19 protein-coding genes are annotated in these 17,847 nt (G+C 58.1%); 8 read left to right on the top strand and 11 right to left on the bottom strand.

All coding sequences use genetic code 11. The features are described from left to right. Positions 1-206: 206 nt before the first annotated feature. Both KLP42_RS14505 and KLP42_RS14500 read right to left on the bottom strand, forming a co-directional pair. Entirely contained in the window at positions 207-473 is a 267-nt protein-coding gene (locus KLP42_RS14505) for a helix-turn-helix transcriptional regulator (RefSeq protein ID WP_215567448.1), read from the bottom strand. A 10-nt stretch (positions 474-483) separates the two neighbouring features. After that, positions 484-702: a helix-turn-helix domain-containing protein gene (locus KLP42_RS14500; RefSeq protein ID WP_215567447.1), complete on the bottom strand. Its 219-nt coding sequence runs from the start codon at positions 700-702 to the stop codon at positions 484-486. A gap of 95 nt (positions 703-797) precedes the next feature. Between KLP42_RS14500 and KLP42_RS14495 the strand changes: the two genes are divergently transcribed. The 4 genes from KLP42_RS14495 (at position 798) to KLP42_RS14480 (ending at position 3,263) form a co-directional block, all read left to right on the top strand. After that, positions 798-1,208, top strand: coding sequence for a helix-turn-helix domain-containing protein (locus tag KLP42_RS14495; RefSeq protein ID WP_036585387.1), 411 nt, complete (start codon positions 798-800; stop codon positions 1,206-1,208). Beyond that, complete coding sequence (locus KLP42_RS14490; protein WP_215567446.1) at positions 1,205-1,558, top strand: hypothetical protein; 354 nt, start codon at positions 1,205-1,207, stop codon at positions 1,556-1,558. Before KLP42_RS14495 ends, KLP42_RS14490 begins: the two co-directional genes overlap by 4 nt. Before the next feature lie 78 nt (positions 1,559-1,636). Beyond that, complete coding sequence (locus KLP42_RS14485; protein WP_215567445.1) at positions 1,637-2,959, top strand: type II toxin-antitoxin system HipA family toxin; 1,323 nt, start codon at positions 1,637-1,639, stop codon at positions 2,957-2,959. Between the two features lie 19 nt (positions 2,960-2,978). After that, positions 2,979-3,263 carry a helix-turn-helix transcriptional regulator gene (locus KLP42_RS14480; protein ID WP_215567444.1) on the top strand — a complete coding sequence of 95 codons (285 nt, stop codon included), beginning with the start codon at positions 2,979-2,981 and terminating at the stop codon, positions 3,261-3,263. An 80-nt stretch (positions 3,264-3,343) separates the two neighbouring features. Here the strand turns inward: KLP42_RS14480 and KLP42_RS14475 are convergent, their stop codons facing one another. The 8 genes from KLP42_RS14475 to KLP42_RS14445 form a co-directional block, all read right to left on the bottom strand. After that, positions 3,344-5,170: a tyrosine-protein kinase family protein gene (locus KLP42_RS14475; protein WP_215567443.1), complete on the bottom strand. Its 1,827-nt coding sequence runs from the start codon at positions 5,168-5,170 to the stop codon at positions 3,344-3,346. A gap of 9 nt (positions 5,171-5,179) precedes the next feature. Continuing rightward, the gene (locus tag KLP42_RS14470; protein ID WP_215567442.1) at positions 5,180-5,782 is read right to left on the bottom strand and encodes a hypothetical protein; all 603 of its coding nucleotides are present in this window, start codon (positions 5,780-5,782) and stop codon (positions 5,180-5,182) included. Beyond that, positions 5,779-6,609 carry a hypothetical protein gene (locus KLP42_RS14465; protein ID WP_215567441.1) on the bottom strand — a complete coding sequence of 277 codons (831 nt, stop codon included), beginning with the start codon at positions 6,607-6,609 and terminating at the stop codon, positions 5,779-5,781. The genes KLP42_RS14470 and KLP42_RS14465 overlap by 4 nt, the downstream gene beginning before the upstream one ends. A gap of 158 nt (positions 6,610-6,767) precedes the next feature. After that, positions 6,768-8,618, bottom strand: coding sequence for a type IV secretory system conjugative DNA transfer family protein (locus KLP42_RS14460; protein ID WP_215567440.1), 1,851 nt, complete (start codon positions 8,616-8,618; stop codon positions 6,768-6,770). 66 nt (positions 8,619-8,684) lie between these two features. After that, positions 8,685-9,017 (bottom strand): hypothetical protein, encoded by a 333-nt coding sequence (locus tag KLP42_RS26940; protein ID WP_252193005.1) that lies wholly within the window; start codon positions 9,015-9,017, stop codon positions 8,685-8,687. Between the two features lie 3 nt (positions 9,018-9,020). Further along, positions 9,021-9,494 (bottom strand): hypothetical protein, encoded by a 474-nt coding sequence (locus tag KLP42_RS26935; RefSeq protein WP_252193004.1) that lies wholly within the window; start codon positions 9,492-9,494, stop codon positions 9,021-9,023. A gap of 771 nt (positions 9,495-10,265) precedes the next feature. Next, positions 10,266-10,748 carry a MobC family plasmid mobilization relaxosome protein gene (locus KLP42_RS27400; RefSeq protein WP_215567438.1) on the bottom strand — a complete coding sequence of 161 codons (483 nt, stop codon included), beginning with the start codon at positions 10,746-10,748 and terminating at the stop codon, positions 10,266-10,268. Continuing rightward, the gene (locus KLP42_RS14445; protein WP_215567437.1) at positions 10,745-11,506 is read right to left on the bottom strand and encodes a helix-turn-helix domain-containing protein; all 762 of its coding nucleotides are present in this window, start codon (positions 11,504-11,506) and stop codon (positions 10,745-10,747) included. The genes KLP42_RS27400 and KLP42_RS14445 overlap by 4 nt, the downstream gene beginning before the upstream one ends. A gap of 465 nt (positions 11,507-11,971) precedes the next feature. Between KLP42_RS14445 and cysD the strand changes: the two genes are divergently transcribed. Beyond that, positions 11,972-12,874 (top strand): sulfate adenylyltransferase subunit CysD, encoded by a 903-nt coding sequence (gene cysD / locus KLP42_RS14440; protein ID WP_502941303.1) that lies wholly within the window; start codon positions 11,972-11,974, stop codon positions 12,872-12,874. Then, positions 12,874-14,763, top strand: a complete 1,890-nt coding sequence (gene cysC, locus KLP42_RS14435) for an adenylyl-sulfate kinase (RefSeq protein WP_215567435.1) — start codon at positions 12,874-12,876, stop codon at positions 14,761-14,763. Before cysD ends, cysC begins: the two co-directional genes overlap by 1 nt. Before the next feature lie 18 nt (positions 14,764-14,781). On the opposite strand, the gene KLP42_RS14430 is transcribed toward cysC, so the two are convergent. Next, a complete protein-coding gene (locus KLP42_RS14430; RefSeq protein ID WP_215567434.1) occupies positions 14,782-15,234 on the bottom strand; it encodes a hypothetical protein in 453 nt (150 codons plus the stop codon). Positions 15,235-15,391: 157 nt separating this feature from the next. Between KLP42_RS14430 and KLP42_RS14425 the strand changes: the two genes are divergently transcribed. Together KLP42_RS14425 and KLP42_RS14420 are read left to right on the top strand one after the other, a co-directional pair. Further along, the gene (locus tag KLP42_RS14425; protein ID WP_215567433.1) at positions 15,392-17,311 is read left to right on the top strand and encodes a BTAD domain-containing putative transcriptional regulator; all 1,920 of its coding nucleotides are present in this window, start codon (positions 15,392-15,394) and stop codon (positions 17,309-17,311) included. An 8-nt stretch (positions 17,312-17,319) separates the two neighbouring features. Continuing rightward, on the top strand, positions 17,320-17,751 hold the full coding sequence (locus KLP42_RS14420; RefSeq protein ID WP_143127691.1) for a hypothetical protein: 432 nt from the start codon (positions 17,320-17,322) through the stop codon (positions 17,749-17,751). Positions 17,752-17,847 lie beyond the last annotated feature (96 nt).

Raw genomic sequence — 17,847 nt, 5'->3', positions numbered from 1 at the left:
ATGATGACAGCCGCCCCGCAAGGGGCGGGAATGCCGCTATCAAAACAGTTCAAAGATCACCGCCGAAAGCGGCGGTAGGCTCAGACTGGACCGTCAACGGAGAAAATCGGGGTAAATCGAGGCGTCCACCTGGCAGGCGGAGATAAAAACGCTCGTTGCCGTGCCGATCGATATCCCGCGAACAATATTTAAAGGGGACGCGCTGGCTACCCGACCGCGTAATCAAACGGGTTTTCGCCATCGTCTTCGTCTCCGCTCAGTCCCTGTTCCTTCATGTCGTACCAGGACGCGCGGATTTCCTCGGCATCCCAGCGGCGCAAGGCGCCGATCTTCACACCTCTCGGCATCAGCCCACGACGTACCCAATCATCAAAAGTGCCCGTCGAGACGTCGAGAAGTTCCGCCGCACGGACGCGGCTGACTGCGACCTTGTAAATGGGGCGCGGGGCCAACGCTTCAGCTTGCTGCTTCATGTGCCGTTCCTCATGCTCTGGAGGCGCTGCCAGCAAGCGCCAAAGCCTTCTGCTTGGGCTCGACCATATTCGCCGCAAGATACTCATCCACGGCGGTTTCCGGCAGAAACAGGCTTCCGCCGATCCGGACATGACGGATTTCCTGCTTGGCGATCAGGTTCCGGATGCGAGCAACCGGCCATCCGGAACGATCTGCGAGTTGTTTGGGTGATAAAAGCTGAGAATGCATAACTGCCCAACTCCATAGAGATAATTCGACACAAGACAGAACGAATCATATAATCGCACTAGCCGCAACAGTTTTATCGCATTCGAGATATTTTGATGCAAGACGGATTTATGGAGGCAATGGGGCAAAGGCTTGGGAAAATTCGAAAGGATTCCGGGCTGAAGCAAGTGCCCTTTGCCGAAGCGCTTGAGGTCTCGCAAAGCGCTTACAACACTTACGAGCGCGGAAATCGCGAGATGCCCGCGAAGCTTCTCCGCCTTTTGCATTTAAAATTCAATGTGAATCCCGCCTGGATGCTTACGGGAGAAGGAAGCCCCTACAATAGGGACAAGGTCGACTTGTATCACCAGGTGACGGGGGCGGTTAACGCTTTCATCGCAAGGGAAAACTGTCAGGTGGAACCGGATAAGCGCTTGAAGCTCATCCGGTTCCTGATCGACTACGCCGAACAGCACGGCGAATTCACAGAGGAAATCGCAGAAAAATATTTGAGGTCAGCGATATGAGTAAATCGAGCTTCGAAGAGCAGATAATGCAGGGCGCCTACGCCCTTGGTCGTCAATGCGATCAACTTGCATCCGAAAAGCGACGGCTGGCAAGGCAATTACGCTATGCACGGCATTCGGCCCGGCTCAAGAGCCTTTCAAAGCAATACGATTTCGGAATGGTCTTCTTCGCTGCAATGGGAGCCGTTTCGCTCATCTTGTTTGACGCAAACAGCGGCTCCGAAGCTTGGATGACACCAGTGCTGAGCCTGTTGCTCATTCTGTTCGCGTGCGGCAATGCGCTGCGTGGCCGGAAGATGGTCAGCCGTATCAGAAGCTTTAATGACCGTTTCGGTAGCTGGCAGTTCTGACGGCAATTATTCAACCCACTTTGATGGGTTGAATAATTTCGGGAAATGCATTATTTGAACCATTGAAAGGGTCATCTAATGCGCCTGACGCTACAAACATATTTTGATGGTGAGTGGCATTACGCCGCGACACTGGAACTCAAGGACGAGGCGGCCGGCTTCCAGGGCGCGTCGATCGTAGATTACGATCTCGACTATTTCGTCACCGTAGCATCGGCGGAGTTTTCTGCCGGAAAAACGGTCCGGGACCATCGCGCCTTATCCGTCCGTTACCCTGTCGATCTCGAAAATCGATATAGCCGCAGCTGGCCGCCCTTCCTCTTGGATCTTATGCCCCAGGGGCATGCACGGCGAAAGCTTGCCGAGCATCTCGGCATTGCTGAAGGCTCGCGGGCTTCCGATCTGCCACTGCTTCTCCGATCGGCGACTGGCGGCATCGGCAATATCCGCATCAAAGAGGCGGCGGACGCCGAAGCGGAACGCCTGCACGGCGTTGAGCGCCAAGGGGTTACAGAGGCGGAAATCCTTGAACGATCAGACCGCTTCATGGAAGTCGCCGACCGTTTTGGAATGCTCGCTTCAGGCTCAAGCGGCCTGCAGGGCGAGTGGCCAAAGGTCTCAATGACCCAGGCGACTGACGGGCTCTATTATCCCGACAGCTTCGTGAGCGATGATGAGGCCGTGCGCCACGTTATCATCAAGCTGGTACGCAGCAACGAACCTGTAGACCGACTGATCCTCGAAGGTGAAGCCCTCTATTCGCGGATCGCTCAAGAGATCGGTCTGAATGTCAGCGAACCATCAACCTATGCCGAAGGCGTCCTTCTCATTCCCCGTTTCGACCGGAAGAAGAGAGAAGGCGGCGGAACCGTCCGACTGGGGCAGGAAAGCCTGGTGTCCGCGATCGGCGTAGCCGATTTCGGCCATGTCGGCACGCATGAGGCCTATATCGACGTTCTACGCCGATATTCGGCCGATCCCTTCGCGGACATTGTTGAATACCTGAAGCGCGACATCGCCAATCTGGCGCTCGGCAATCCCGACAATCATGGCCGAAATTCCGCATTGAGCAAATACCAGGACGGCACTATCCGCCTGTCTCCGCTCTTCGATTTCGCGCCAATGCGGCTCGCCAAGGAGGGGATCGTTCGCTCCACCCGCTGGGCCATGATGCGTGACGGCGGTCGCGATCATCTTCCCGATTGGACGCGGATTTGCGCCGAACTGATGCCTGATCCTGCTGAGCACAGTGCGCTCGCAGCTACGCTTGCCATGTTTGCCGAACACCTACGCCAGGCTCCGGCCATGACGAAAGAAATAGGAGCGTCTGCGGATATTCTGGATCATGCAATGGGGCGCTGTGTCGCGATAGCGGACAGCGTTCTGGTCGCGTGTCAATGATGAGGAAGGAGACCGCTAGATGGCTCGATGGAAGAAACCGACGAAAGAGGAAATTCTGGAAAACCGGCAAACACTGGCGGAACGTGCTCGAACTGGGGACCTGAGGCTGCCAGGTGCTGTGGCAGAGATCCGTAAAGGGTTCGGTATGACGCAGGCCGAGTTCGCCAACATGCTGTCTCTCACTAGGCGCCAGATTGTGGAGATCGAAGGCGGCACAGCAAATCCAACGCTCGAAACGTTGGAGAAGATCGCCAAAATTTTTGGGTTCACAACTGGATTTGTTCCAAAAAAACAAAAAGCATAGAACGACTTTACATTCAGAACCTGCATTACATTTTCTCATTCAGCATTGTGGCAAGAATGCCATTTGCGCTCCAAAGCTTATCATCTGAATCGCCTCGACGATCGACGAGAAGTTTCGAGTTCGTAGTTTTCGGGCATCGAATGAATTTCGTCGTCAGTAATTGCAGACATTATACGCCTATAAATGCTCGTGTCATAAAAGCTTTGGATTTCAGCGGAAAGGTCTTTCGAGCGCTCATAAAGATGCATTAACCTGCCGGCCGTAAAGATAAGTTCTGCGTCGCCCTCAATTAGCGCCAACTTTATGTAGTCAGCAGCACGTTTCAAAGCGTCATCAATCCGCCCTGCTTTAATCAGAAGACTGAGAACCACTTCTCGTTTTCCAACTTGAGCCAACCGGTCAAGCGACGGGGGCGTCACAAGCACCTCCGGAACTGCCACTTCAGCATCGGCAACTTCCACTGAAGCCCAAGCCGCCAACAGCCTGTCACTAGCAATGACCAGCTCTTGATTCTGAGAGATTAGGGCCCTCGCCTCTTTGTACGCAGAGTTCCTGACAAGTTGAACGATCAGAGAAGAAAAAATGTTCTCGTCCGAGGGGTCGCGTTCGAAAGCTTTTCGCAAAACCTCAGCAGCCTTATCGTTCCGAGAAAAATTATCGAAACTTTCTGCCAGATCTATTGCAACTTTGACGCTGGGATTTTTACTCAAAGACCAAACTTCGTATATGAAGTCTAGAGTATAATTTCGAGATTTGCTTGTATATGCGTATATTTCCTTAAAATTGGAATTTATGACCTCCTCAATTAGAGAGTAATCCTCATCTTCTTTAAACGACCACAACCGTGCCGCTGCTTGCAGAATCTCGTCCCCACTGATATTTCTCAGGCGGTAAAGCTTTAAAAGCTCACGAAATGCCAACGGGCTGTTGAAAGAATAAGCTATATTTTCGATTTCCTTTTGCGATTCATCGGGAAAGTCCATAAGTCGATTTATAGCATTCATAATTATAGGCGTGACACTTTGCCTAATCGTTTCCGAACTCAACTTGGCAAATAGTAAGAAATAATCTTGCAGAAGCTGTGATTTTTCGACTGATGTGCTGCTGCCGACAAGAATTTTCTCGCCCTGCAATATATCAAGATCGTTGTGAAGAACCACAATATCGCTAAAGCTCATTGTGTCCGAAAGATCATCTGCTTCCTCATTAAGGAATTTTAACACCCTGCCGACAATCTCAGTCTCGTTTTGAAGGCCAGACGGCAGCCGAGATATCACTGGGAAAATTTCGGGAGCTGACATTCCTGGTGGCCGCGGAGATTGACGCAGCGATCGCAGCACAAGGCGAGCGCCCTCAAGGTTTTCCTGCATGGGGGTTACTAAGCAGACAACCTTATCCGCAAGCAAGGTGGTGGCAACTCCACCAATCTCAGTGATCCCGGTCCTCGCATCAATCAGTAGAAAATCAGGTTCGCATTCTTGGTTTATTTTTTCCTTGAGCTCGAGGAAAGCTAAGGCACCACTGGCCGGAGAATTGTAAAGAAAATCTTGCCAGTCGATGGCAGAAAGTGTTCTCCAATACTCCCGTTCTGGCGCGATACCGGCAGCCATCATCGAAATACTTCCTTGCGCACCCTTCATTAGAGGAACGTTAACTAGATAATTCGATATACTTTCAGAGTTCCCTTTGAGGGCAATAGTATCAGCTAGATAATCAACCAAACCCTTTCGAATTAAGCTTCGGTCTGTGGCGCGCGGGAACAGCTTGTAATGAAGTCCTGGTGCTTCAAGATCGAAATCGATTACAACGACTTTTTTACCTAGCAAAGCCAAGTAATGAGCAACGTTCGCCAGTACCAATGTACGACCAACGCCACCCTTATAAGAGTAGAATGTGATGGTTTCCACAACACTTTCCTAGAGAGAGAACATACTGCGGCGCCCACTAAAAAGTTCGCCTATTACAACCAACGCTTCGGCTCCGTATTTCTTCTTACAATAAGGAAATATAGCCCCAACATCGACCGATTGAGTCATGATGTTATTTTTTTCTTCGCGCATAGATGCAGCCTTACGAAGTAACGTTAATCCCTGATCCATGATTTCCGGTGTGGCCCGCGCGATATCGGCATCAAGAATTTCCAATATTGCCTCTTCTAGGCGATCATAATCGCTGGAGCAGCTTAACTCATACTCAATTCCGGAAAGCAATCTGATAATGTGATCAGCGCTCGCAATCTTTAGAGCTTTGGATGCTAACGCTTTAGCGGACTCGATAGGTAGAAATTCGGCCCTATAGCGCCCTACTAAATCATCTAGGTAATCAATTGCGGCTTTGTAATCGGCAAAGGTCAGATCCGACTCCGCAAACCCGCCGGCTCCAACAATTGCATTCACTGCTGAGCCGTCGATTGGCTTTCGCTGGCCAGCGCGATAAGGCGGGTGAAAAAGGTATGCCTGCCCGCCCTCTTCAATAATGGCCCAACCGTCTACTTGCGATACGAACAGAAACTTAATCACGGCATGATCTCCAATGCGCTGATCGGGATCCTGCACTCACGAGCCTTAACGACAATGTTTAAGAAGTCTTGGGCTAGCGCGCGCTCGGCATTCCCTTTCGATTTACCGTACATGCCCCCGAGAGCCAGCTCCATCAAGGCGTCATATTCGTTTTTCTCGATCCTGATTTCTGAAACCAAAGCCGATGTCATGTCTTGGTTAACGACAGCCTCGACGTAGACATTGTCATTGCACGCCATTCCGGGCCATGAGATCGGATCATCCAACAAAGGGTCATCTAGATGCTTAATGCAACAAAGTTCAGGTAAAGCAAATGATGAGCAAGCGTTCGACACTAGCTCTGAAATGTTTACATTGCCATCATCATCAACAAAATTATTGAGGCTGTCCTTCGCAATAAATACTGCGTCATTTCTATTAATGGCCAGCCCACCCAATATAATGCAAATGCTGCCGTATCTTGGGGCGCCAAGGCCACCAAAATTCAACGCCGCATAATAAGAATTCTCCGGTATCTCCATAACAGAATCGAGAGAAACTCTCTTTTTATAGTACGAACCAAGCAATCTCTGAAGCTCTTGGTCAATCGTCCTGTTGCTGATACTTGATATTCTCTTCGCTTGCTGATAGATGTTTTCATAAAATCCATTGTATAGCAAAGATAAAACAACATGCGGCCGCATATTTACTGATAATCTTGCCGAAGTTCTGACATTTACATTGAAGTCTGCGAGACGTGAATTATTGCCTAAATTTGTAATAGTATCGTTGTAGCGTTGCTTGATGAAATTATCGTTATTTGCTGCTTCGATAAAAAGTTTAGGCATCTGATAGCTCAAATCTCTGATTTTATGACATTTTACAATCTCAAACAGATTTGGAGCTAGATTGCAACCTGCATTCATAGCTCGGATTTGCTCGGCTGGCCGTTAGTCAACGTAATTTTAGAATCACTGCCACAAGATTGAACAGTCCGTGGTACGGATTACACCATCGGATTCTGATCCAGCTTCCCCCGATATGCCGGATGACGATGCGAGACGATCGCGTCAATAAGTGAGGGCGGCTTCGACCCCGCCAGCAGCAGCATCTTGCCGGTCTTCATTTCGAGGATCTGATCAGCGGTCATCAGCTTCTGCCGTTGCTCAGCGGTGGAAGTCTTGCGGGTCTCCCCGAACTTGGCGGCTGACTGTTTGGTGCGGGTCAGCACCGTTTGATCACCAAGAGCGTTCGCGGCCCAATTGGCTGTCTCGAACTCGGCGCGGCCGAGACCGAAAATGCGGGTGGTGACGCAGGAGCCGAGAATGCTGGCGGTGTCGCCCTTGCCATAGACGCTTTCGATTTGGCCCTTGTCTTGGGTGATGAACAGCGCCTCGATGCCGCAGCCGGCGGCGACGTTGGCGATGTTGATCAGCTTTTCCATGCGGCCGAGGCGCACAAACTCGTCCAGGACCAGGAGCACGTTCCTTTTCGGCATCTTCGCGCCTTCAAGGCGCACGGCCATGCCGAGAATGATGTTCGTCAGCAGCCGGAGAAAGACCGCCTGGGCGTCCACCTGATCGAGCGGCACGACCATGAAGAGATCGGCGCGACCGTCGAACAGGTTTTCGAGTGAGCATGTGGAGGTGCTGAGGAAACTACGCAGTTCGTCGGAACGTGCCCAATCGAAGGCCTTCTTGATGGTCGTCTTGATCGCGCCGCGCTCGTTCTCGCCGGCTGCGAGGAAGGTGGCGGCGGCTGCGGCCGGACGGGTGCCGAATGTCTCCGGCGCACCGGCCCATTCCGTCAGTGTCTTTTCAAAGCCTGCGGAAAACAGCAGGTCCATGACGGTGATCAGGTTGCGATCGGCTTCCGTGCGCCTGGTCATGACGACCTCGATCACGGCGGCAATCATGGATTTCGCCATTTCGGCAAAGTGCGCGCCGTTTCCGCCTTCCGGTCGAACAAGCCCCTCGGCAATGACTTCGATGTCACGGGCCAGATGCGCCGGCCGGATGTAGTCGAGTGGGTTGAAACTATCCTTCGTCGGCTCGATGACACCGAAGGGATTGAGAACCACGACCTGACGGCCGAGCGACAGCCGATAGCGGCGCGTTACGGCGAAGTTTTCACCCTTGATGTCGAGGACGGCGACCGGCCCGTCATGGTCGATGATGGCGGGAATGACAACGGACACACCTTTCCCGGCGCGGGTTCCGGCGATGGCAACATGATGGCCGGCGCGCCATCCGGTCTTCGGGTTGGGGCGGTAGCGCAGCATTGCGCCGCCGGAGAGACCGAGCGGCAAGCCGGTATCGTTGTGCCGGAGCTGGCGCAATTCACCTCGGTTCATCCACCGGGCACGCCATGGGCCCTGTTTGGAAATGCGGCTCGATGATGCCGGCGCGGCGATCATGATCGCTCGCAGAATGAGGAACAGCGGTACAGGCAGACCGATGGCGAGGCCGGTTAGCACTCCAAGCTTTTGCGCCTCTGTGAAGCGGTCCCATGTCGAAAGCATCCCCCGGATGCTCTCGATTCCGGAATAGCCGGCATTTCGCCAAGCTTTGAAGCTGTCGAGCAGAACGCCGGCCGCAATGGTTGGGTCGGTAAGGGCGAGAGCAGACGCGGCAAGGAGGGCAGCCCCCACAGCTAAGCCCGACGCGCTGCGGATGCGGCCCTGGGTGTCTCCTGCCAAGGTCAGCAGCGCAAACCCGCAAAACATGACCAGGATCGCGGCGCCCGCGTTTTGGTAAATGGGTGGCCAGAACAGCGGCGCTGTCTCCATCAGCAGGAAGCCAGCGGCAACGACGGCAATGGAAAGGGCATAGCGATAGGGCTGAATGATCAAATTCATGGATCGAAACTCCGGACGGAAATGAGGATCAGTTACGGCCGCGACTTGGCGCAGGCGGTCGGGCTGTTACGTCGGCGGCGCGACCGCCTCCAGCATCGCTTCCGCTTGCTCCAGAAGGGCGAACGCTTCCGCCAGCTCGGTCGAGGCCGTGCCGTTGGAATGACTGTTTGAGGCGAGCCAGGCGTTCATGAAGGTAGCCTGTGACGCGATGAGCGATTTCAGCGATCCTTCCAAAGCCGCTTGCCGATTTTCGATCATGTCGGTCGAGCGTTTCTCCAGCGCCGCGAATTGCGCGGTCCCGCTCTGCAAGGTGTTCATCAACGTCTCGACGTAACCCAGCAATTCGCGTTCCAGCGGCGAAAGACTCTCGGGCGTCGGTGGTTTGGCGGTCTCGGTCATCGGTCAATCTCCCTGGACGATCTTCAGGCATGGGGTTTTGTCGGTGCCGGCCTGGCAGGTGATCAGCTGAAGGCGGTTGACGTCCCATGTCAGGACTTTGCCGCTGCTGGTTTGGTTGACCTGCAAGCCCATCTGCCAGAGGCTGGCGCTCTGGGCGCGGTCGATCATCAGCCCCGCCCAAAACCAGCTCGCGGTGAAGCTGAGCAGGATCACCAGCAACGCGACCGCGCTCATGGTCAGGAAGAACGGCTGCACCATCGACCGAAGCCGGTTCACGTCGGCCTCTGTCATCGCCAACGTCTCGTTCAAGTGCTGGCGGTTCGAGTCCGTGAAGCTGCGGATATCGGTCTCGATTGTAGCTTGCGCGCGCTTCAAGGCTTCGCTCCAATCGGTCTCGAAGCTCGTCGAGGGCGATGGCGTCGAGCCGGCTTCCGCAGCGGCTGGGCTCGCCAGCCGATCTTTCAAGCGCTCGCTCAAGGGTATTCTCTCGGGTCCAGTCTTCACGGAACAGGTCTCCTTTCAAACGCCAGCGCTCGTCCGTCTCGGGGTCGCGCACGGTGAGGTAGCTTTTGCCGGCGCGCGGCAGGTCGAACCCCGCCGCCGTCAAGGCTTCGGTCATGCTCGGACGGTCATGGATTTCGCCGGTCTCGATGCGCTGGACGATCCAGTCATGGATCAGCTCGCGGGCATCGCCGCGCCTGACGCTTTCGATGAGGCTGACGGTCTCGCGGGCGCGCTCCGGCGCCATCGGATCGCTCCAGCCGTGTTCCTTGTTCAGAACATCGCGCAAGGCGTCGTAGTGCTTCTGGTAGCCGGGCGGCGCGATGTTGAGACTGCGTCCGCTCACAAGCTCCAGGCGCGGCGTCACGAAATGCAGCTCGACGCGACCCTCATGGGTGTGGCGCACCCACAGCATATCGCGCTGGTCGGCTTCGAGGCCGGCAAAGGCAAGGTTCTCGAAGGCGTCCATAACCTGCCGTTGCTGGGCAGGGTTCGGCGCGTCTTCCGCCGTGAAGGCGATGACGCCGGCACGATAGGTCCATTGGTGCGGGCAGGCGTCGATCAGCGCGCGCATGCGGTCTGCGTCCCCGCGCAACACTTCCGGCAGGGGCTCGCGGGCAAACAGCGTGACCTCGCCGCGCTCATCACGGATCGCGTTGCGGTTCTGGTCGTAAGCGACGACGTCGCGCTCGATCAGGTAGTCAACCGGTCCCGATCCGCCGCCCTGGCCGTTGCGGAAGAACTTGATCAGCACGGCGCGCCATCCCTGGCCGTGAACTGCTCAAGGGTTTCCGATAGCGCCCGCTCGATGGCGATTAGGCGCGCGGCAACCGTGATTGCGTCGATGGCGGACACCTGGCCCTGTGCCTGGGCCGTGTTCAGCCATCGGGCGATCTGGTTGAGGTTGCCGCCGATCCGGGCGACGGCGCGCACCAGCTCCGGGTCCACCTTGGGAACCGGACGGCGGCGGCGCGCCTCGGTGAGCCCAAGCGCTTCCCGCATCAGCGTGGCGAAGGGCAGACCGGCCCGCGCCGCGCGTGCGGTCAGCGCCTGCTTTTCCGATGCCGTGCAGCGGAAAACTACGACGGCATTGAGTTCGCCTTTGGGCGATCGCCGCGTGCTCTTGGTGGGGTTTGAAGGGGAGGCTTGCCTCCCCTCACAAGGCTCCCTGTCAGAAGGCTCGCCGTATGACAGGGGTCGCCTTGCTCCCTGCAAATCACCAGCGGTCATGACGCCCTCCGAAGGTCGGTTTGTCGGGCGGTCTCATCGGCAATGTGGTCGCGGCGGTGGCTGAAGAAAGCGATCCAGTCGAGTGCACTCGGGCTTGCCCCGTCCGGTGGCCAGTAACCCGGCAAGGCATACCCCGGCTTGCCGGTTTTTACCGTTCGAAGGCCCAAGGCGTTGATCGAGGGAAAGCCGTGACGTCGCAACCAATCGCGCCATTGCTCGACCTGATCCGCCTTGGTCTCGGCGACGAAAACGAGCGGGACGGCTCGCCGCGTCTCGACGCGCGGCGGGGCGTTCTCGCGCGGGTTAGGTTTATTTATTTTTTCTTTCTCTAAGTTTGGTGGACATATTTGTCCCCCTTCGCCGGACACATCTGACCGCCTTTCCGGACGATTTTGACCGCCTTTGTCAGGGTAAAGGGTGACAACTTTGTCCGTCTTTTCGCGGGCATCCGATGCGCGTAAAATCGACGCCGCAGAGGGACGATATTCCGTGTTGTGCCCGACGCCATTTCCGCGCTGGACCTCGAACCATCCTTTGACCTCAAGTTCACGGACGGCGCGCTGAATGGTCTTGACGCTCTTGCCGGTCGCGTCGGCAATCGTTTGATAGGACGGCCACGCCTTTTCGGTGTGGCCGTTCAAATGCGTGGTGATGATATAGAGCGCCACGGATCGCGCGCTGTCGCTCAAATCCTTGTCGCAGCTCAACTGCTGAAGCCATTGCAGCTTCACGTCGCGAAATGGCCGCGCCCCGCTCATGCGCGCCTCCCTGGCCGCAATACGACCGGGAAAGAAGGGACGGAAACAGCCGGAAAAAGTGGGACGGCGGCTTTACTAAGCCATTGATTTTTATAAAATGGGTTCTTCGTCCCACACGGGGTTAAGCTGCTGATTTTCCTGGAGTTCGGCAGGCCCTCCGGGCCCGCCAGAAATCTCTGTAGCCAGGCCGTTACCGAACCGCACATTCGCGAAGCTCAATGCCAAGTCCCGCAAAGGTTGACGTCCAGGAACGGCCGGCGTCGAGGTTCGGTTGCTGCCCTTGCGCGGGTGGTGGCGGCGGTGTGCGCAAGCGGCGGGCAAGGGTGGCGGTGTATGTGCACCCGGCGGTCATTCCGGTTCGCGTGTGCTGCCTTCGTCATCGGCGGTTGAAGGGGCGTGCGGGATGGGCGCAAAGGCTGTAAGGCTGTCTGCTTCTGTGGCGGAGAGATGAAAGGGGTTTCTTGCGTGTCTTCACTGTCGCATCTGGATCGGCTCGAGGCCGAAGCCATTCATATTTTTCGGGAGGTGGCAGCCACGTGTCGCAAGCCTGTGATGCTCTATTCGGTGGGCAAGGATTCCTCGGTTCTGGCGCATCTGGCGGCCAAGGCCTTTTATCCCGGAAAGCCTCCCTTTCCCTTCCTGCATGTGGATACCACCTGGAAATTTCGCGAGATGATCGCCTTTCGTGACTGGGCGGCGTCGCATTACGGGTTTGATCTCCTCGTTCACGTCAATCCGGATGGGCTGCGGGAGGGCATCAATCCCTTCGAACACGGTTCCGATCGCCACACGCACGTCTGGAAGACGCTGGGGCTGCGCCAGGCGCTTGACCAGCACGGTTTCGATGCGGCCTTTGGCGGTGCGCGGCGGGATGAGGAGATGTCGCGGTCGAAGGAACGCATCTTCTCCTTCCGCAACCGTGACCATGGATGGGACCCGAAGAACCAGCGCCCGGAAATGTGGAAAACCTACAATACGCGCGTCAACCAGGGCGAATCGATCCGCGTCTTTCCCCTCTCGAACTGGACCGAACGCGACATCTGGCTTTACATTCTGCGCGAGCAGATACCGGTGGTGCCGCTTTATCTTGCGGCGATGCGGCCCGTGGTCGAGCGCGGCGGTCTGCTGATCATGGCCGATGACGAGCGCATGCCGGAGGACCTGCGACGCCAGGCAAGGCCCCGAATGGTGCGCTTCCGCTCGCTCGGCTGCTATCCGCTCACCGCTGCCGTCGAATCGGATGCGGTGACGCTGGAGGCGGTCGTCGAGGAGGTGCTGTCCACGCGCTTTTCAGAACGACGTGGCCGGCTCATCGATGCCGACGCGGCAAGTTCCATGGAGAAGAAGAAGCGGGAAGGGTATTTCTGATGACAGGCAGCAGGCACGACGCGGCGGGGCAGGGCGAAGAGGCAAGGGGTGCCGAGAAGACGGCGCTGGTGCGTGTCCTGGCATGCGGATCTGTCGATGACGGCAAGTCGACGCTGATCGGCCGGCTGCTGGCCGAAACGCATTCTGTGCCGGAGGATCAGCTGGCGGGCCTGCGAACGCTGAGCGAGAGCCGCGGCTTCGGCGCAGACGAGATCGACTATTCGCTGCTGCTGGACGGGCTGGAGGCGGAGCGCGAGCAGGGCATCACCATCGATGTCGCCTACCGCTTCTTTGCCAGCCGGCATCGCCGCTTCATTCTGGCGGATGCACCGGGCCACGAGGAATATACCCGCAACATGGCGACGGGCGCCTCCACGGCCGATATCGCCATCGTGCTGGTCGATGCCCGCAAGGGGGGCGTCACCCAGACCCGCCGCCACACCTTCATCGCCGCCCTGCTTGGCGTGCCGCACGTCATCCTCGCCGTCAACAAGATGGACCTTGTTGATTTCGCCGAGGCGCGCTTTGCCGCGATCGTCGAGGATTACCGGCAGGCGGTGGAAAGCCTCGGCTTCCGCTCGGTGAACGCCATACCGGTTGCCGCGCGTTCCGGCGACAATCTCGTCGTCCGGTCTCCGGCCATGCCCTGGTATGCGGGCGACACGCTTCTCGACCATCTGGAGGCGGTGCCGCTGGAGGCGGCCGTATCCGACGCGCCCTTCCGCTTTCCCGTTCAGATGGTGCTGCGGGGAGAGGATGGGGTGCGCGGTTTTGCCGGCCAGGTCGCTGCGGGTCGCGTTGCGGTGGGGGATGCGGTGGTCGTTGCCCAGTCCGGTCGCGCCGCCAGAATTCGCCAGATCGTGACCAAGGATGCCTTGCTGGACGAGGCGCGGGAAGGGCAGGCGGTTTCGTTGGTGCTGGACGAGGAGGTGGATGCCTCGCGCGGCAGCATGCTGGTCTCGCCGGATGCGCGCCCCCAGCTGGCGGATCAGTTGCAGGCGCACGTCATCTGGTTCGGTGCGGAACCGATGATCCCCGGCCGCAGCTATCTGCTGCGCACGGAAAACGATCTGGTGCCGGCCACCGTCACCGCGCTGCGTTACGAGTTGAACATCAACACGCTTGCCCATGATGCCGCAAAATCGCTCGTCATGAACCGCATCGGCGTGTGCAACCTTTCGCTGATCCGGCCGATTGCCTTCGATCCCTATCGGGAAAACCGGATCACCGGCAATTTCGTGCTGCTCGATCGTTTCACCAATACCACGCTGGGGGCGGGGCTCATCGATTTTCCGTTGCGCCGCGCCGCCAATATCCATTGGCAGGCAACCAGCCTGACAAAGCGCGAGCGCTCCGCCGTGAAGGGGCAGAAGCCGGCGGTGCTGTGGTTTACAGGCCTGTCCGGCTCGGGCAAGTCGACGCTCGCCAATCGGGTGGAAGCCATGCTGCATGCCCAGGGCATGCACACCTATCTGCTGGATGGCGACAATGTCCGTCACGGGCTGAACCGCGATCTGGGCTTCACGGCCGAGGACCGGGTGGAAAACATCCGGCGGGTGGCGGAAGTGGCGCGGCTGATGGCCGATGCCGGCCTGATCGTTCTCGTTGCCTTCATTTCGCCCTTTGCCGCCGAGCGCCGCATGGCACGCGACCTGATGGAGGAAGGGGAATTCATCGAGATCTTCGTCGATACCCCCATCGAGGAATGCGCAAGGCGCGATCCGAAGGGGCTGTATCGCAAGGCGGCGGCCGGGGAACTGCGCAACTTCACCGGGCTTGATTCGCCTTATGAGCGGCCGCTTGCGCCCGAACTCAGGGTGGAGACGAGCGGCCACGATCCGCAGGAGGGCGCGCTGCAGATCGTCCACTATCTGCTGGATCGGCATTGAGGGGCGCTGCCGGCTGCGTCAGCCGCGGCCGGCCTTTTCCACCGGCAGGTCGTCCAGGCAGGCATAGCGGCCGGTCGCTGCGTCCCGGGCGAAGCGGAAGGTATTGCCGGCGGCATGGGTTGCCAGCACGCGGTATCCATTGGCGATTTCGTCGGTCAGGGCGATGTCGTGCCCCCAGGCCCAGCCGCCATAGGACGTGCCCTCGTCATTGCGCAGGATGATTTCGAAGAAATAGCCGCCGGTTGACCGTCGCATCTGCAGGATCAGGTCAATATTGTCCTCATCCGTCTCGTCGAACTGGCCTTGCGCAAGTCTTGCGCAAGCAAACCTTGCTTCAGCCAGGGCGGTGACGGGATAAAAGGGCTTTCCATTGTGCCACAAAAGCTCTGAAAGCGCGTAACCCACATCGTCGGCGCGCTGGTAAGGCTCCGTGCGTGAGGAGAAACTCATGTAGGAATGTTTGAAACTCACGCGAGCTGTCATGAAGTGTCACGCAATATTTAGGGCGCGCGTTGATTTCCTTGCTGTAGATTGTTCCAGAATCATGCACAAAGGGCGTCACGCAGACGTCAAATCCGATAGGTACTTGATTTTCATCGCAACCGACGGGGCAGGGTAGGGAAGCGTATTGGCGGGGCAGGAGCAGGGCTTCACGATCAGTCTTCTGGGCGTTCCGCGTTGCCATCTGGAGCATGCGGGCTTCTTTCCCGCCAAGGGTTTCGTGCTGGTGGCGGCCCTGCTTCTGGCGCCGGGCCGGGTGTTGACCCGCCAGGCGGCGGCGCTGCTTCTGTGGGAAGATGCGGACCAGAAGCGGGCGCTCGGCAATCTGCGGCAATTGCTGTCGCGCCTGCAGCCCTTTGCCGAGGGGCACGAGGCACTGATCGAGGCGACGCCCGGCGGGCTTGCCGCCGGTCCGCTGGCTCGCCGCTCGGATCTCTCTGCCTTTCTCGATGTCGTCGGTGCCGATGACGTGGCGCTGCGGCTGAAGGTGCTGCGCGGCATCGGCGGCGAATTGCTGCAGGGCGTGGATGCCGACCAGGAACAGTTTCATCTCTGGCTGCTGGCCGAGCGGGCCCGCCTGAAGGACCTCTTCTTTGCCGCGACCGCCCGCCTGCTGGAGGATATGACCCGGTTCGGCGCCCGGCCGATTGCCGATATCGCCGCTCTCGCCGAAACCGCGCTCAGGCTGGAGGACGACCGGGAAGAGACCTACCGGATGGTGATCTCCGCCTATGCGCGGGCGGGCGATGCGACCGCGGCCGAGCGCATGTTCGATAAGCTGACGCAGCGGTTGAAGCTGGACGGCGAACAGCCCGAGGCGGCGACGCTTGCCCTGATGCGGCGCCTCAGAAGCTATGCCGCGCCGGCCGAGCCGCAGGAGGTTCAGCCGGAGCCGGCGCGCACGGCGCGGCCGCGCGTTGCCTTTCTGCCGCCGGTGGCGCCGGTCGGCGGGCTGGTGCCGGTGCTTGCCCGCGCCTTCATCGAGGATGTCGCCAACAGCCTCGTGCGCTATCGCACGTTCACGGTGCTTGCCCCGCACAGCACATTTGCCGCCGCCGCGGATGAGACCGGCGCGCTCTACCAGTCGCTGCGGGCGAGTTACCGGGTGCAGTCGCTGCTGCTGGACGAGGCGCGCCTCTCCCTGACGCTGGTGGAGGATGCGACCGCGGAAATTCTCTGGTCGGTGGAAGTGGGGCTGGACGAGGGCAATGCGCATGCAGCCTTCCGCCTGCTGTCGAAGCAGATTGCCGCAGCACTTGCCGAACAGATCGAGCGTCTGCAGATCGATCTCGTGCGCAGCCATGCGGCGGATGCCTATCGTCATCTGCTGGCCGGCCAGCACATGCTGGGCGGCAAATGCGATCTGCCGATCCTGCGGCGGGCGCGCTCCGAATTCCGCAAGGCGGTGGATCTGGATTCCGGCATGGCGGTGGCGCGTGCCCGCATTGCGCAGACGCTGCAGCTGGAATGGCTGATGCTGGGCGGCGGCGATCCGCATCTCCTGCACCGCGCCAAGGCCGAGGCCGAAGCCGCCGTCGATCTCGACCCCGCCTCCGGCATCGGCCACTGGATGTGCGCGGTGGTGGCGCTCTATCGCCGCGATTTCGATACCTCGGCCGAAAAGTTTTTCGAAGCCGAGGCGCTTGCGCCAAATTCCGCGGACCTGCTGCTGCAGCATGCCGATGCGCTGGCGCATTTCGGACAGTCGGGTGCGGCTTGGTTGCGCTTCCAGCAGTCCATCGATCTCAATCCGCTTGCGCCGGATATTTACTGGTGGGCGGGTGCCAGCATCGCCTTCAAGCTTGAGGATTATGCCGAGTCGGTCCGTTTGTGTCGACGCATGCAGAATGACGAGCCCGCCTTGCGTGTATTAACGGCGAGCCTCGCTTTGAGCGGAGATCTGGAGGAAGCCCAAAGCGCGGGCGAGCGGCTTCAACAAAACTATCCGGGCATGACGGCCAAGCAAATTAGCGGGTTGTCTCCCGATCAAGATGTCGACGCGAACGAACGTTTTTGTCATGCGCTTCGACTGGCAGGCCTAAAATAGGAGATACTATGGGCACTTCTCATCTGTACGTAATTGGAAAAAGGGGTTTGGGCGTGCTGTTCGTTAGAACTGCACCGCTTCGCGTCGCGATGGTTTCTGATGAAACCATCTTGAAGTATGAAGAAGCGCATCCCGGTGTTGACGGCTATGCAAAAGTCGCCGCATCGGCCAAGGCGCTTCTTGCTTCCCGCGACGGCCAGCCTGAGGGCGCCATCGATCAAGCGCAAAGAGCAGGAATTGAGGCCCTTGTCGCAGGCGGTGCGGTCATTTCTGATGTAGATTTCTCCTTCCTGGGAGAGGTTACCGACTCGGGTTGGACGATAAACCGTATGGTCAATTCACCTCTTGAAGGCGCACTCGCGGCTTTGGGGCCAGATGCGCCGGCAAGTGGTGACCTGTTCGATGCCATTCTCTCCGACAGCCCGAACAGCGCCGTCTGATAGCGTGAAAATCGACACCACGGTCGCCGCCATGGCGGCCGTGGATCTTCCTGGACGCGCCATTTGCCGACATCCGGCAAAATTGTTCGTCTGACT

Source organism: Rhizobium sp. CSW-27 (assembly GCF_018760785.1).
GTDB lineage: Bacteria > Pseudomonadota > Alphaproteobacteria > Rhizobiales > Rhizobiaceae > Neorhizobium.
This window is presented reverse-complemented; position numbering and strand designations above follow the sequence as displayed.